Source organism: Streptomyces sp. 3214.6 (genome assembly GCF_900129855.1).
Lineage (GTDB): Bacteria > Actinomycetota > Actinomycetes > Streptomycetales > Streptomycetaceae > Streptomyces > Streptomyces soliscabiei.
The window spans coordinates 1,831,175-1,844,332 of the sequence record NZ_LT670819.1; the positions used below are offsets into that span (position 1 = coordinate 1,831,175).

Annotated in this window: 13 protein-coding genes and 1 pseudogene; 6 read left to right on the top strand and 8 right to left on the bottom strand. The window is 70.0% G+C overall.

Annotated features, from left to right (window positions below; genetic code table 11):
- Positions 1 to 120: 120 nt before the first annotated feature.
- Positions 121 to 711 carry a TetR/AcrR family transcriptional regulator gene (locus B5557_RS08205; RefSeq protein WP_007379949.1) on the bottom strand — a complete coding sequence of 197 codons (591 nt, stop codon included), beginning with the start codon at positions 709 to 711 and terminating at the stop codon, positions 121 to 123.
- 105 nt (positions 712 to 816) lie between these two features.
- Between B5557_RS08205 and B5557_RS08210 the strand changes: the two genes are divergently transcribed.
- Positions 817 to 3,042, top strand: a complete 2,226-nt coding sequence (locus tag B5557_RS08210; RefSeq protein WP_079658497.1) for an MMPL family transporter — start codon at positions 817 to 819, stop codon at positions 3,040 to 3,042.
- Between the two features lie 364 nt (positions 3,043 to 3,406).
- Here the strand turns inward: B5557_RS08210 and B5557_RS08215 are convergent, their stop codons facing one another.
- Both B5557_RS08215 and B5557_RS08220 read right to left on the bottom strand, forming a co-directional pair.
- The gene (locus B5557_RS08215; protein WP_107472566.1) at positions 3,407 to 4,171 is read right to left on the bottom strand and encodes a glucose 1-dehydrogenase; all 765 of its coding nucleotides are present in this window, start codon (positions 4,169 to 4,171) and stop codon (positions 3,407 to 3,409) included.
- A complete protein-coding gene (locus B5557_RS08220; protein WP_079658498.1) occupies positions 4,168 to 4,638 on the bottom strand; it encodes a VOC family protein in 471 nt (156 codons plus the stop codon). Before B5557_RS08220 ends, B5557_RS08215 begins: the two co-directional genes overlap by 4 nt.
- A gap of 160 nt (positions 4,639 to 4,798) precedes the next feature.
- On the opposite strand from B5557_RS08220, the gene B5557_RS08225 reads away from it, so the two are divergent.
- Both B5557_RS08225 and B5557_RS08230 read left to right on the top strand, forming a co-directional pair.
- Positions 4,799 to 6,256, top strand: coding sequence for a benzaldehyde dehydrogenase (locus tag B5557_RS08225; protein WP_079658499.1), 1,458 nt, complete (start codon positions 4,799 to 4,801; stop codon positions 6,254 to 6,256).
- 45 nt (positions 6,257 to 6,301) lie between these two features.
- Positions 6,302 to 8,002 carry a thiamine pyrophosphate-binding protein gene (locus B5557_RS08230; RefSeq protein ID WP_079658500.1) on the top strand — a complete coding sequence of 567 codons (1,701 nt, stop codon included), beginning with the start codon at positions 6,302 to 6,304 and terminating at the stop codon, positions 8,000 to 8,002.
- Positions 8,003 to 8,052: 50 nt separating this feature from the next.
- On the opposite strand, the gene B5557_RS42690 is transcribed toward B5557_RS08230, so the two are convergent.
- From B5557_RS42690 to B5557_RS44955, 3 genes and pseudogenes are all read right to left on the bottom strand, one after another.
- Positions 8,053 to 8,190, bottom strand: a complete 138-nt coding sequence (locus tag B5557_RS42690) for a carotenoid oxygenase family protein (RefSeq protein WP_107472567.1) — start codon at positions 8,188 to 8,190, stop codon at positions 8,053 to 8,055.
- A gap of 46 nt (positions 8,191 to 8,236) precedes the next feature.
- Positions 8,237 to 8,488: pseudogene (locus B5557_RS46180) on the bottom strand (carotenoid oxygenase family protein); the annotation flags it as partial.
- Positions 8,434 to 8,901, bottom strand: a complete 468-nt coding sequence (locus B5557_RS44955) for a carotenoid oxygenase family protein (RefSeq protein ID WP_079658501.1) — start codon at positions 8,899 to 8,901, stop codon at positions 8,434 to 8,436. The pseudogene B5557_RS46180 and the gene B5557_RS44955, both read right to left, overlap by 55 nt.
- Before the next feature lie 327 nt (positions 8,902 to 9,228).
- On the opposite strand from B5557_RS44955, the gene B5557_RS08250 reads away from it, so the two are divergent.
- From B5557_RS08250 to B5557_RS44460, 3 genes are read left to right on the top strand one after another with little or no spacing between them, the layout of a single operon-like run.
- Positions 9,229 to 9,924, top strand: coding sequence for a hypothetical protein (locus B5557_RS08250; protein ID WP_143688151.1), 696 nt, complete (start codon positions 9,229 to 9,231; stop codon positions 9,922 to 9,924).
- Positions 9,912 to 10,310, top strand: coding sequence for a CHAT domain-containing protein (locus B5557_RS42695; RefSeq protein WP_159424347.1), 399 nt, complete (start codon positions 9,912 to 9,914; stop codon positions 10,308 to 10,310). The genes B5557_RS08250 and B5557_RS42695 overlap by 13 nt, the downstream gene beginning before the upstream one ends.
- A 14-nt stretch (positions 10,311 to 10,324) precedes the next feature.
- Positions 10,325 to 11,641, top strand: coding sequence for a histidine phosphatase family protein (locus B5557_RS44460; protein ID WP_197697295.1), 1,317 nt, complete (start codon positions 10,325 to 10,327; stop codon positions 11,639 to 11,641).
- A gap of 206 nt (positions 11,642 to 11,847) precedes the next feature.
- On the opposite strand, the gene B5557_RS08265 is transcribed toward B5557_RS44460, so the two are convergent.
- Both B5557_RS08265 and B5557_RS44960 read right to left on the bottom strand, forming a co-directional pair.
- Positions 11,848 to 12,117: a pentapeptide repeat-containing protein gene (locus tag B5557_RS08265; protein WP_079658505.1), complete on the bottom strand. Its 270-nt coding sequence runs from the start codon at positions 12,115 to 12,117 to the stop codon at positions 11,848 to 11,850.
- 15 nt (positions 12,118 to 12,132) lie between these two features.
- On the bottom strand, positions 12,133 to 13,158 hold the full coding sequence (locus B5557_RS44960) for a hypothetical protein (protein WP_231976301.1): 1,026 nt from the start codon (positions 13,156 to 13,158) through the stop codon (positions 12,133 to 12,135).

Genomic DNA, 13,158 nt, shown 5'->3' on the forward strand with positions numbered 1-13,158 from the left:
TCGCGACGCTTCCCCCGGCCCCAAGGGGGGCGGGAGGTGCCCCCATGCACGCTCGCCCAGCCTTCGGCCGGGAGGTGCCCCCTTCGCCGCAACTGGCCGAAAACTCAAGGACACCCGGCGCTAGCCGGCGTCCCGAGGAAGGGACTCGATGGCCGCCTCAATGAGGCGCAGGGCGACCACCGCGGCCTGTTCGAGGTCGGACTCCTGGGTGCCGGTGAAGAGCTCGATGATGATGGCGGTCGCCGCGACGGCCACCATCCGGGGGCCGACGGAATCCGGGGCGACGCCGAGATCCTCGGCGACGACTCTGGTCGATTCGCGGATGGCGGCGTCCATCCGTGCCGTCCGCAGCGCAGCCAGTTCGGGGTTGGCGACGAACATGCGGCGTTCCAGTGCGACCATCTCGTCGTCGCCCGACTCGTGTTCCGCCAGCAGCCACCGCCCGAGGACGTCCACCGCACGCTCGTCGGGGCTCCGCTCGCGCATCGCCTCGGTCAGCCGGTCCGCGCCCTCGCTGAACTTGGACATGGCGATGTCCTGCTTGGAGCGGAAGTACATGGCCACCGTGCGCGGCGAGACTTCGGCCCGTTCCGCGATCTCGGCGACCGTCGTGGCGTCGTAGCCCTGCTCGGCGAACAACTCGAAGGCGGCACGGATGACCGCCTCGCTGCGCCGTGCCTTACCGCGCTCCCGCAGACCTTGCTTCACCATGGCGCCAAGATTACTGCAAAATTACAGCTCCTCGCAATATTGCAGCGCACTGCAAATTTAGCTTAGGCTGCAGTCGTCTCGACAGATCGGCGACAGGGAACAGTCATGGCTGGAAAGTTGTACGCACTCGGCCGGTGGGCGGCGCGCCGCCGGCGCTGGGTGGTGGCGGGCTGGCTGCTGCTGCTCGCGGTGGTGGGCGGGCTCGGGATCACCCTCCACGGGAACCTCTCCACACAGTTCAGCGTGCCGGGGATCGAGGCGCAGCGGGCCACGGACCTGCTGAAGAAGGAGTTTCCGGAAGCTGCCGGCGCCGACGCACGCGTGGTGTTCGCCGCGCCGCCCGGTGCCACGCTGCTCGGCGGGAAGGAGCAGGCCGCGATCGCCTCGAGCCTGCACAACGCCGCCTCGGTGCCCGGGGTGCTCTCCGTGTCCGACCCGGTGACGGGCCAGACGATGTCCGCCGACCACACGATCGGCTTCGCCGACGTCCAGTTCACCAAGGCGGCGGGAGAGGTGCCGAAGTCCGCCACCGATGCGCTGACCTCGGCGATGGGACCGGCCCGGGACGCCGGCCTCACGGTCGAGTACGACGGCTCGGCGATGGATCCGACCGTCTCGGTGAGCGGCCCCGCCGAGATCATCGGGATCGTCGTCGCGTTCCTCGTACTCGCCCTCGCCCTCGGGTCGCTGGTCGCGGCCGGACTGCCCATGGTCACCGCCTTCGTCGGAGTGGCGATCGGCGTTCTGGGCGTCGAGTTCGTGGCCGGGTTCGTCCAGATGACCGAGACCGCGACCACCCTGGCGCTGATGATCGGCCTGGCCGTCGGCATCGACTACGCCCTGTTTCTGGTGTCCCGCCACCGCGAGCAGCTGGCCGGCCAGGGTGACGACGAGCTCGACGTGCAGGACTCGATCGGTCGCGCCACCGCCACCGCGGGCAGCGCCGTGGCGTTCGCCGGACTCACGGTGATCATTGCGCTGGCGGCCTTGTCTGCCACCGGCATCCCGTTCCTGACCGTCATGGGCCTGGCCGCGGCCTTCACCGTGCTCCTCGCCGTCCTGGTCTCGCTCACCCTGGTGCCGGCCGTGCTGGCCTTCGCCGGTGAACGGCTGCGTCCCCGCGCCAAGCAGCGCCGCTCCCGGAGCGCACGTCCCGACTCCGCCCGGGCGTGGGGCCTGGCCTGGGCACGCATGATCACCCGCCGACCCGTCGCCGCCCTGCTCGTCTGCCTGGCGGCTCTCGGAACCGTCGCGCTGCCGGTCGGCCACCTGCGTCTCGGCCTGCCCGGCAGCGAGACCCAACCCGTCGCCAGCACCCAGCACCGCGGCTACGACCTGCTCGGCCAGGGACTCGGGCCGGGCTACAACGCCACCGTCACCGTCGCCGTCGACACCGCCCGCGTCCCGGACGCCCAGCGCACCTCGCTCCTCGACAACCTGGCCGACACGCTGCGGCGCGACACCGGCGTCGCCGCCGTCGCCCCGCCGGTGACCAACCAGTCCGGCACGGTCTCCCTCCTCAGCGTCATCCCCACAACCGGACCGGACGACCAGGCCACCACCGACCTGGTGCACCGGATGCGCGACGACGACAAGCAAGCCGTCACCCAGGCCGGCGGCGTCATGTACGTCACCGGCACCACCGCCACCGCTATCGACGTCTCCGCCAAACTGGCCGACGCACTGCCCCTGTTCATCGCCATCATCACGATCCTGGCCATCGTCCTGCTGACCATCGCCTTCCGGTCACTGCTGGTCCCCCTCAAGGCCGTACTCGGCTTCCTGCTGTCCACCGCGGCCAGCCTCGGCTTCGCCGTCTGGGTCTTCCAGGACGGCAACCTCACCGACGCCTTCGGAGTCGCCGCCGCCGCACCCGTGGTGGCCTTCCTCCCCGTCCTGCTCGTCGGAGTGCTCTTCGGCCTCGCCATGGACTACGAGGTCTTCCTGGTCAGCCGCATGCGCGAACACTTCGAGCACACCGGCGACGCCCGCGAAGCCGTCGCCCACGGCGTGGCCAGGAGCGGACGCGTGGTCGTCGCCGCCGCACTGATCATGATGGTCGTTTTCGGCGGGTTCATCTTCACCGACGACCCCGTCATCAAGTCGATCGCCTTTTCCCTCGCCTTCGGCGTGCTCTTCGACGCCTTCGTCGTCCGCCTGACCATCGTCCCCGCCGTCATGGCCCTGCTCGGACACCGTGCCTGGTGGCTCCCCCGCTGGCTCGACCGCGTACTGCCCGACGTCGACATCGAAGGCGCCCGCCTGCCCGCTCCCACACCGACCGCCAACACCCCGGCGACCAACCCGGTCCGGCAGCTCGACCACGTCTGACCCGAACACCCGCTGACGCGCAGTATGACGGTGCGTCAGCGGGTACTCCCGGCTGCGGCCTCGCGCGGTCAGCCGCCGCGAACCTCGAATCCCCACTGGCCGAACGCCGGTCAGACAGACACAGGGTGATGCCGTGTCAGGAGATCGTCGCCTCACCGGGGCTGGCGCCGGTCCCGGCCAGTGTGGAGGGCGTGCAACGGCTTCTGACAGCACATACGTGAGCCGGGCCCGCGGCACCAGGCCGCAGGCCGCAGGCCGCAGGCCCGACGTGTCTCACGCGGAGGTGTTCGGACACAAGAGTGCCGGGGGACCCGAACTCGCGGGTCACGCCCGGCACCTGCCCCGTCCTCCTCCGCCGGAGGGTTCACATCGCCGACGCCCCCGCGTCGACCGGCAGACCGACCCCCGTCACGAAGCTCGCCTGGTCCGAGCAGAGCCACACCACCGCCGCCGCGACCTCCTCCGGCTCGCCGAGCCGCTTGATGGCCATGCGGCTGACCCACTGGGCAACCTGATCGTCCGTCAGCGCGTCCATGAGCGGTGTGCGAATGGAGGCAGGACACACGGCGTTCACCCGGATTCCGGACTCGGCGTACTCCACGGCGGCCGTCTTGGTGAGGCCGAGCACACCGTGCTTGCTCGCCACGTACGCTCCGAGCAGCGGCGGCGACACCAGCCCGGCCAGCGAGGATGTGTTGACGATCGCGCCGGTGCCGCCCTGGGCGAGCATCTGCCGGATCTGGTGCTTCAGCCCCAGCCAGACGCCCTTGAGGTTGACGGCGATGACCCGGTCGAAGTCGGCGGCCTCCATGTCGACGAGGCTCGCCTGGTGCTCGACGCCGGCGTTGTTCAGCGCGAAGTCCAGCCGCCCGTAAGCTCGTACGGTTTCGGCGACCAGCCGTTCCTGGTCCGCTTCGCGGGTGACATCGCAGGGAACGAAGCGGGCACGGCCCCCCTCCTTCCCGATCAGCTCGACCGTCTGCTCCCCGCCGTCCCGGCAGCTCTCCAGGTCGCTGACAAGCACCGCGGCACCCGCCCGTGCGAAGGCGAGCGCGCTGGCCCGGCCGATACCGCCGGCGCCGCCCGTCACCAGTCCGGACTTCCCCTCCATGAACGGTGTGCCGGTCACAGCGTTGCTCCCTCGCGAATCTGGATCAGCTCGATCAGGTTGCCTTCGGGATCGGCGAGATAGCCGAAGCGGACATCAGGGTGGGGGGCCGGGCCCGGTGGCACGATCACTGAGGCGCCCGCGGCGAGCACTCGGTCGTAGAGGCCGTCCAAGTCGCTCACCCGAAGGCAGAAATGCCCGTAACCCTGGCGCAGTACGGCCGTGTTCGGGTCGGACGCGGGGGGCGAGGGGACCGAATCGGGGCGGGACATGAGCTCCACCGCGTAGCCGTCGGCGGCGCGCAGCACCACAGCACGCATGCGCTGGTCCTCGACCTCGAAGCGGAACTCCTCGGTGAGTCCGAGGGCTTTGGTGTAGAAGACGACGGCCGCGTCGAGATCACGGACCGACAGTCCGACATGGTCGATGGCCGTGGTTGCGGCCGAGGCCCGGGGTGCCGCTGCCGACGTGGGGTGCATCGAGCACATCGCTGCCTCCTGTGGAGTAGTCAACAATCTAAGATATCTAAGCAGTCTGGCGATGTCGGCAACAAGACTTCTGCAGGTGGAAGGACCATCCGTGCACAGGTCTTGCGAAATTGAAACACACGACAATACTGTGAAGTCTAATCACTTCAGGGAGTGCATCGTGAGCCTTCTCGACGCGGACACATGGACTGCGAAGATCTTTGCCGACGGCTGGTCCGGCGGTTCCGGCGGGACCGCCCCGGTCATCGAGCCCGCCACCGGGGACCGGCTCGGCGCCATCGGGATGGCCGACGCGGAGGACGCGCGCAAGGCCGCCACCCGAGCGGCGGCCGCGCAGGCACAGTGGGCGGCCCGGCCGCCCGGGGAGCGGGCCGCCGTCCTGCGCAGGGCCGGCGCGCTGTGGGAGGCGCACGCCGAGGAGATCCAGGACTGGATCGTCCGCGAGAGCGGCGCCATCCGCGCCAAGGCGGCGCTGGAGACCCACATCGCCGCCCAGGAGTGCTACGAGGCCGCCGCGCTGCCCAGCCATCCGCACGGCACTGTGCTGCCGTCCGACGAGGCACGCTGGAGCTTCGCCCGGCGCCGCCCGGCGGGCGTGGTCAGCGTCATCGCACCCTTCAACTTCCCGGTCATCCTGTCCATCCGCTCCGTCGCCCCGGCCCTCGCGCTGGGCAACGCGGTACTCCTCAAGCCCGACCCGCGCACGGCGGTGTGCGGCGGAGTCGCCCTCGTACGGATCTTCCAGGAAGCCGGTCTGCCGGAGGGACTCCTCCAACTACTACCCGGCGGCGCCGACGTGGGCGAGGCCGTGGTCACCGCTCCCGAGGTCCGCGTCGTCTCCTTCACCGGCTCCACGGCGGCGGGCCGCCGGGTCGGAGAGCTGGGTGCCCGCCATCTCAAGCGCACGCACCTGGAACTCGGCGGCAACAACGCCCTCATCGTGCTGCCCGGCGCGGACCTGGCGCTGGCCTCCTCCGCCGGCGCCTTCGGCTCCTTCATGCACCAGGGCCAGATATGCATGTCCACCGGCCGCCACCTGGTCCACGAAAGCCTGCACGACGCCTACGTGGAAGCCCTGTCCGCCAAGGCCACCCACCTGCCCGTCGGCGACCCGGCGTCCGGTCAGGTCGCGCTCGGCCCGCTCATCGACGACCGGCAGCTCGGGCGCGTCGACGACCTCGTGCGGCGGACCGTGGCCGCCGGCGCCCGGCTCGCCGCCGGCGGCACCTACCAGGACCTCTTCTATGCCCCGACCGTGCTGGCGGCCGTGACCCCGGCGATGCCCGCCTGGACGGACGAGGTGTTCGGCCCCGTGGCGCCCGTCGTGCCCTTCGCCACGACGGAGGAGGCCATCGCTCTCGCGTCCGAGAGCGAGTACGGGCTCTCCCTCGGCATCCTCGGTGACGTCGGCGACGCCATGGCCATCGCGGACGCGGTTCCCAGCGGCATCGTCCACATCAACGAGCAGACCGTCTCCGACGAGGCGAACGCCCCCTTCGGCGGCGTCGGCGCCTCCGGTACCGGGTCGCGCTTCGGCGGCCCCGAGGCCAACATCGAGGCCTTCACCGAGACCCAGTGGCTGACCGCGCGCCCCCGGATCGCCCCCTACCCCTTCTGACCGGGCATCCTCAACCAGCATCACCAGAACAGGAGTCGCGCCGCCATGGGCGAGATCAACGCCGGTCAGGCCATCGTCAATGCCCTGCGGGCCGAGGGTGTCAGCCATGTGTTCGGCATGCCGGGCGGCCATGTCCTGCCCCTCTACGACGCCATCCACCGCACGCCCGGCATCAGCAGCTTCCTGGTTCGCCATGAGCATCACGCGGCGGCCATGGCGGCGGCGTACGCCCAGCTCACCGGCGAGCCCGCCGTGGTCCTGGTCACCGCCGGACCGGGCGTCACCAACACCCTCACCGCGGTCGCGGAGGCATACGTCGGGGCCCTGCCCATGATCGTGCTCGGCGGCCGCGGCGCCACGGCGACCGCGCACCGGGGCGCCAGCCAGGAGGTCGCCACCGACCAGGTGTTCGCCCCCGTCACCAAGTGGTCGGTCCGGGTCGACCGGGCCGACCTCCTCACCGACGTCCTGCGGCAGGGTTTCGCCCGCGCCCGCGGCGGCAGGCCGGGCCCCGTCCTGATCGACATCCCGCGTGACCTGCTGACCCTCGACGTCCCCGACAAGCCGTACCTGCCGGTCGGCCCGCCCGCCCGGCTCGCCGCCGATCAACCGGCCGTCGACGCCGCGGCAGCGGCCCTCGCCGCTGCCCGCAGCCCGCTCCTCGTCGCGGGTGGCGGAGTCGCCTCCTCCGGCGCCTTCGACGAACTGCGCGCCCTGGCCGAACGCCTGTCGGCCCCCGTACTGACCAGCCTCGCCGGACGCGGCAGCCTCCCCGACGACCACCCCCTCGCGGCCGGTGGCCTCGGCGCCCACCGCAACCCCGTCGCCAAACGGCTGCTCGCCGAGGCGGACGTGGTCCTCGGCCTCGGCACCCGCTTCGAGGAGATGGAGACCAACTGGCAGCCCACCGCCCTCCCGTCCCCCGACGCCACCTACATCCAGGTCGACATCGACCCGGCCGAACTGGGCCGCGCCATCCCGGCCCACGTCCCCGTCAACGGCGACATCAAGAGAGTCCTGGAGCAACTGCTCACCGCCCTGCCCGAGGACACACACGCCTCCCCCGGCCGCACGGAGCGCCTCCTCCAGGACATCACCGCCCTCAACGCCGCCGTCGACCGCATGGCACTCGACGACAGGGCCCCGATCCATCCCGCCCGCGTCATCCGCACCGCCCGCTCCGTCTTCCCCCGCGACACCGTCCTCGGCGTCGACGTCGGCGCCCTCGCCCAGCACATCGGCGGCGCGTTCCCCTTCTTCCGCGTCTACCAACCGCGCTCCGTCATCACCCCGTCCAGCTTCTACGGCATGGGGTTCGCGGCCGCCGCCCTGCCCGCCGCCCGCCTGGTCCACCCGCGGCGGCCCGCCCTGTGCTTCGTCGGCGACGGTTCCTTCCAAATGGTCATGAACATCGTGCCGATGGCCGCCCAGTACGGACTCGCAGTCACCTGGTGCGTGCTCAACGACGACGCCCTCGGCTCCATCCGGGACCTCCAGGAACACACCTACGGCAACCGCATCCAGGACACCGAGTTCCCCTTCCAGCCCGACTTCGCCCGCCTGGCCGAGGCCTGCGGCGCGTACGGCGAACGCGTCGACGACCCGGCCGCCGTACCTGACGCCCTGAAGCGCGCCCTCGCGGAGAACGCGGCCGGCCGCCCCGCCGTCCTGGACTTCGCCGTCGCGCGCACCCGGCTCGCGCAGACCAAGGAGCACTACTTCACGACCTACCCGCAGGACGAGTGATCGTGGCCCGCCTCGGGCCCTCCGAAGCGGGCGCCTTCCAGGGCTCCTTGTCAGCCCGCGTCGGGGATCCAGCTGCCGTGGAAGCCGAGGGGGACCCGGGCCGGCAGATGGACGGTGGCCACGGGGGCCGCGGTGACGTCCTGGGCCGCCAGGATCACCAGGTCGGTGGCGGAGCCGCTCGGGGTCATGGACGAACACCAACAGATAGCCGTCGTCCTCGGCGCCACCGGCCGCGGGCACGAAGACCGGCTCGGCGAGCGTCGCGGCCCTGCCGAACGTGCGGATCTCCTGGGTCCCGCGGTGGAGATCGTGCTTGATCAACCGGTTGGAGAACGCGTCGTCAGGGAGCTGCTCGAGTTCAAGGGTGCTGGCACAGGACTCGATCAGATCGGTGGTGGCCGCCGTGTAGCCGTAGCGGTACGGCAGCGAGATCAGCCGGTCGTTGATCCGGGGGAACTCCTGCGGTCGGTCGTCGAGGCGCTGCACAGTGGCCTTCCCCGCGGCCGGGTCGAGGGTGGGCGGTCCAGGGCGGGCGTGCCGTGGCCTTCGATGGAGCCGGTGGCTTTGGACATCATCCTCGGGTGGGTGACCACGTCCAGAACCACGCGCTCCCTGTCGTCGTAGGCGTTCAGCGTGTGGAAGATCCATACGGGATCCACATCGACCCACCGCACGTCGGCCGCGATTCCCGCCCGCGGCATCACCCCTATGCGGGCCTGGTGCGCGTCGTTCCACTCGTAGGGAACCGGCGCGCCGCGCAGGGCGGCCTCGCGGCTGAAGGTGACCGGCAGGTCGTAGATGAGGACGTGGTTCTGGGTCAGGGCGAAGTCGTGCATCATCGCGCCTGACGGCACGGAGATGTTTTCGCTGCGGGTGACCCGGCCCTCGGGGCCGACCACGTGATAGGAGACCTAGCAAGCGAGGCGAATAATGGCGCTTCGCTTCGGCCGTTCGCCGTACCGCCGGAAGGAGCTCGACTGCACATCACCGTCCATGCCCCTGGTCTGGTGGCCCTCGGTGATCTGCAACAGGAGCTCACGGTCTACCCAGGACGCGACTCGGACGTCGTCCGCTTCGGACTGCGGACAGCAGCCCCCGGCGTGCACCGCGTGACAGCACCGGCCTTCCGAGGCGGCACCTTTCTCGGAGAGGTGCACTGTCAAATCTCGGTCGAGGACGGCGGACCGACCAGGGACGGCCGTACGCAGACCGCCCTCCTGCCCACCTTGGCCTTCGAGCCCGGAGAAGTCACGCTGCAGGTGCTGGAGAAGGACCGGCGGGCCGGCACCTTCACTTTCCAATTGCTCAGTGCCGACTGCCATCCGCCGGAGGTCTTCAGTTTCCGCGCTGGGGACCCCCGAGAAGCGACCCGGCAGATCTTCGAGGAACTGAAGCGGGCCGCCAAGGCGGCCGCCGACGGTGACCGCAGCGTGCACCCGGACAAGCTTCGACGGCGCCTGCGCGCTCACGGAGTTCAGCTGTGGACTTCCGCCGTCCCGGAAGCGGTACAGCACCAGTTCTGGGAAGAGGTGGATCGGATCACCGCGTTCACTGTCCTCGGGGAGCAGGACATCGTTCCCTGGGAACTCATGTACCCGCTGAACGAGGGACGCGAGGACAGCGGCTTCCTGGCGGAGTGGCTCCCGGTAGTCCGCCGCGTGTTCGACCAGGAACGGGTCGGAAGTATCGCACTGCCCAACACGGCCTTCGTCGTACCCCCCAACTCGCCGCCCGACGCCCACGACGAAGTCGACGTGCTGAGGGCCAGCCTCGGCGCCGAGGTCGTCGACAGGGGAGTGCTCACCGATGGCGAAGCCCTGGGAGAGCTGATCGAAGGGCTATGCGGGGCTACTTCACTTCGCATGCCACAACTCGTTCAGTGGTGCGGGCTCCCGTGTGCGGATGGCGGATGGTGCCTTTGATCCGATCGACCTCGCTGCAGCGGCCCAACTGCGCAGTCTGCGCCCATACGGCCCGCTGGTGTTCTTCAACGCCTGCCGCAGCGCCGGCGAGATCGACTGGTTCGGCGCAAGCCTGGGGGGCCTCGCAGTTCCTGCAGGCCGGTGCCGGGGCGTTCGTTGGAACGCTCTGGCCGGTACGGTCCCAGTCCGCACTGATGTTCGCCGACGCCTTCTATCGCCAACTCGTCCTGAAGAAGCAGCCACTCGGACAGGCCTCGCTGGCCGCACGTCGAGCCATTAGCGATCAGGACGGTGACCCGACCTGGCTCGCCTATTCCGTCTACGGCAGCCCGGCCGCCACCGCACACACCACCACTCCCGGAAGTATCGGCGTCAGAAACTCTTGAGGGAGCCGCAGAACATGGACGATTCGGTCTTCGTCATCCACGGCGTGGCCAACCGTGACCAGCAGGGCTTCGCAGCTATGGTCGCCGACCTGCAGACCGCGTCCGGCCTCGACATGGTGCCGGTCTATTGGGGCGACCTGGGAGCCGACGACCGGTTCATCACGGCCGCGCTGCCTACCCGCCGCGCCGCCGTCCCCGGCGCCCACAAGGACAGTGGACTGCGCGACGCTGATGAACCACCGAGCGTCGCCCTGCCCGAACCCGTGCTCGTGTCGGCCCTGGCGTCACAACCCGAGGTCCCCGAGCAGTGGCCGCAGGTGGAGGCCGCCGTGCGTGAGCGGCTGGCGCGCGACGAGCTGCAATTCGGTTCATCGGGGCTACGGCACGCCCCGCTTCGAGAAGACCCGGAGGACGCCCTCGAGTATCTGGCCGAGGAATGGCCCAAGACGGAATGGCTGCGGCGCACCGACGCCCCTCTCCTGCTCTTCGAAACGAGCCGTTCCCTGGCCGAGGCCCTCATCGAGGCCGCCGATCTCTGGGCCGACGGCGGTGGCTCCTACGACGGACTGCGGGCCAGCGACGGAGACGCGGGACGGCTGCGGACACTGGTACGCAATCGACTGCGCGGCCTGGACCGGGTGGCGGGAGCCGCGATCCAGGCGGCGGCCGGGCGCCTGGATCCCACGCTGCGCACCGAGTTCGGGCCCGGGACCACCCAGCTCCTGGGGGACGTCCTGGTTTACCAGCGCCACCTGCGGCACGGCGAGTCGCAAAACGTCACGGACAACATCGCCGGGGCCGTGCCGAACGCTTCGCTGACCGAGCGAGGCCATGAGCAGGCCGCCCTCGCGGCCCGGCCCCTGGTCGGCGAGCGGATCGGCGCGGTCTACTCCAGCACGGCCTTGCGCGCACAGCAGACAGCCCAGCCGCTTGCCACCGCCGCCGGCGTCGATGTCCAGGTCCTGCCCGACCTCGTGGAGGTCGGCATCGGCAGGCACGAGGGAAGCAGCAACCCCGCCGTCCGACGGCAGACCGCCGACGTGCTCAGCTCCTGGGTGGTCGACAACGACCTGACACAGCAGGTCGCGGACGGCGAGACCGGCCTCGCGGTCACGGCCCGCATGAGCAAGGTGTTCCAGGTCATCGCCGAGCAGCACCGGGGCGAGACCGTCGCCGTCGTCGGCCACGTCGCCAGCCTCACCGTCGCACTCGGCCAGCTCTGCACCGTGGGAGCCGCTGTCTGGGGCACACCCCTGCCCCACGCGCAGCCCTTCCTCATCGAATGGCACGGCTCCACCTGGTGCTGCCCCTCATGGCCAGAAGCGAACTGACGCACCGCAGCCCAGACGACCCAATCCACAAGTCTTGACTATTGCTCGTCGCTGCCCTCCACTTCTCCGGCAGGGGGAGCATCGTGGTGATACGGCCCTACTCAGGCGCAGGAGCGGACCTAACAACGGCTGCTGGCACTGGCGCCCGACTCGGTGAAGAGGATCAGCCCGTACGTGCACCGGGAGAAACCATGACGGTGCAACGGTCAGCTCGGCCGAACAATGTCTGGAGGGGGAAGGAGAAGCCCTGCGGGTAGAGCGGTCAGCACCAAGTCGTCGAACTGGGGTGGCGAATCCCACGAGGCGACAGAATGGAAGTCCACGCTGCCGCTGGGGAACGTCACGCCGTGGAGGCTGACCTCTCCGCCAGAGAACGTCGCATCATCAAACTTGACCGTACTGCCGGAGAACACCGCGTCATCGAAACTGACCTCGCTGCCGGAGAACGTCGCGCGGGTGAACCGGACCCCCTTCATACGGCATGGACCGTATTACCACTGTTGCTTGGCACGGGGGTCCTCGATCTCGTTGTCTGTCGCGATATGGCCATGCTCCTGATAGGGCATCTCGTCCGGGTGCCGTTCGAGCCTGGTGCGCCGCCAGGCCGCGTCGAAAGAGAGATTGCCCTGGCTCGCCCGGGCGAGTTGCCACGCCCGCCAGCTCGTCCAGGGCGAGAGGAGCCATCGCCACACTGACGTACTCACCGGACCACCACGTCTGCGAGGCCGAGGCAGATACCAGCCGTCCCCCTCACGACTCGCCCTCCGGCTGGGTGGCGGCGTGCCCGTTGACCAGGGCTTGTGCCTTCGCGGCGTGGTGTGGCCTCTGGGCGCTGTCCATGCCGGCGGCCAAAAGCGTGTACACATGCGCTTTTGGGTGTGGTCAGGGAAGCTGGCGAGGAACTCGCGCAGTACTTCGACGGCCTCGTGCTCGACGCTCCGCTCGTCCTCGGGGCGATACCGGGCGAATACCTCCGCGACCACGTTTGCATCGTCAGCCAAGCGCACAAGTTGCGACCAGTCGGCATTGTCCCGCTCGATCCATCGTGCCAACAGGGCTGCGGGATGGGCCAGTTCGGCAGCGAGTGCGCCGGTCTTCTGCAGCCGCAGGGTGTCGGTCACGGCCTGTCGGCGCTGAGCGGCCAGCAGCGCTGCCACGGCGGCCCGGTCGTCCGGTAGCAGGTCGAGGGTGAGCTTGGCCTTGAACTCGATGAGAGGGTCGGTGGGCAGCTGACGTACTCGGCCGAGGTGCTGGCCGCAGATGTCCCGCGCCGAGGCGAGGTCGGCCGGGTCACAGGTCTTCGAGACCTTGCTCGCGGCGTCCCTGAGTGTGGTGCGCACGGCTCCTGCGATCTCCTCGACGAGGCTGGGGTAGGGCGGCTCAGTGAGCACGGTCGCCGTGATCCGGGCGGTGAAGCCGATCCCGGGACAGGCGCTGCGCAGGCGGACCTCGAACCGGGTCAGACCGCGCTGTACCGCTTTGCGCGCACGGCGGCGCGACCATCGGGTGGAAGTCAT

What these genes read in the sequence shown, in the direction of transcription:
- B5557_RS08205 (WP_007379949.1), bottom strand. Translation starts at nt 711, where the DNA reads ATGGTGAAGCAAGGTCTGCGGGAGCGCGGTAAGGCACGGCGCAGCGAG.
- B5557_RS08210 (WP_079658497.1), top strand. Translation starts at nt 817, where the DNA reads ATGGCTGGAAAGTTGTACGCACTCGGCCGGTGGGCGGCGCGCCGCCGG.
- B5557_RS08220 (WP_079658498.1), bottom strand. Translation starts at nt 4,638, where the DNA reads ATGTGCTCGATGCACCCCACGTCGGCAGCGGCACCCCGGGCCTCGGCC.
- B5557_RS08230 (WP_079658500.1), top strand. Translation starts at nt 6,302, where the DNA reads ATGGGCGAGATCAACGCCGGTCAGGCCATCGTCAATGCCCTGCGGGCC.
- B5557_RS42690 (WP_107472567.1), bottom strand. Translation starts at nt 8,190, where the DNA reads ATGACCCCGAGCGGCTCCGCCACCGACCTGGTGATCCTGGCGGCCCAG.
- B5557_RS42695 (WP_159424347.1), top strand. Translation starts at nt 9,912, where the DNA reads ATGGTGCCTTTGATCCGATCGACCTCGCTGCAGCGGCCCAACTGCGCA.
- B5557_RS44460 (WP_197697295.1), top strand. Translation starts at nt 10,325, where the DNA reads ATGGACGATTCGGTCTTCGTCATCCACGGCGTGGCCAACCGTGACCAG.
- B5557_RS08265 (WP_079658505.1), bottom strand. Translation starts at nt 12,117, where the DNA reads ATGAAGGGGGTCCGGTTCACCCGCGCGACGTTCTCCGGCAGCGAGGTC.
- B5557_RS44960 (WP_231976301.1), bottom strand. Translation starts at nt 13,158, where the DNA reads ATGACTTCCACCCGATGGTCGCGCCGCCGTGCGCGCAAAGCGGTACAG.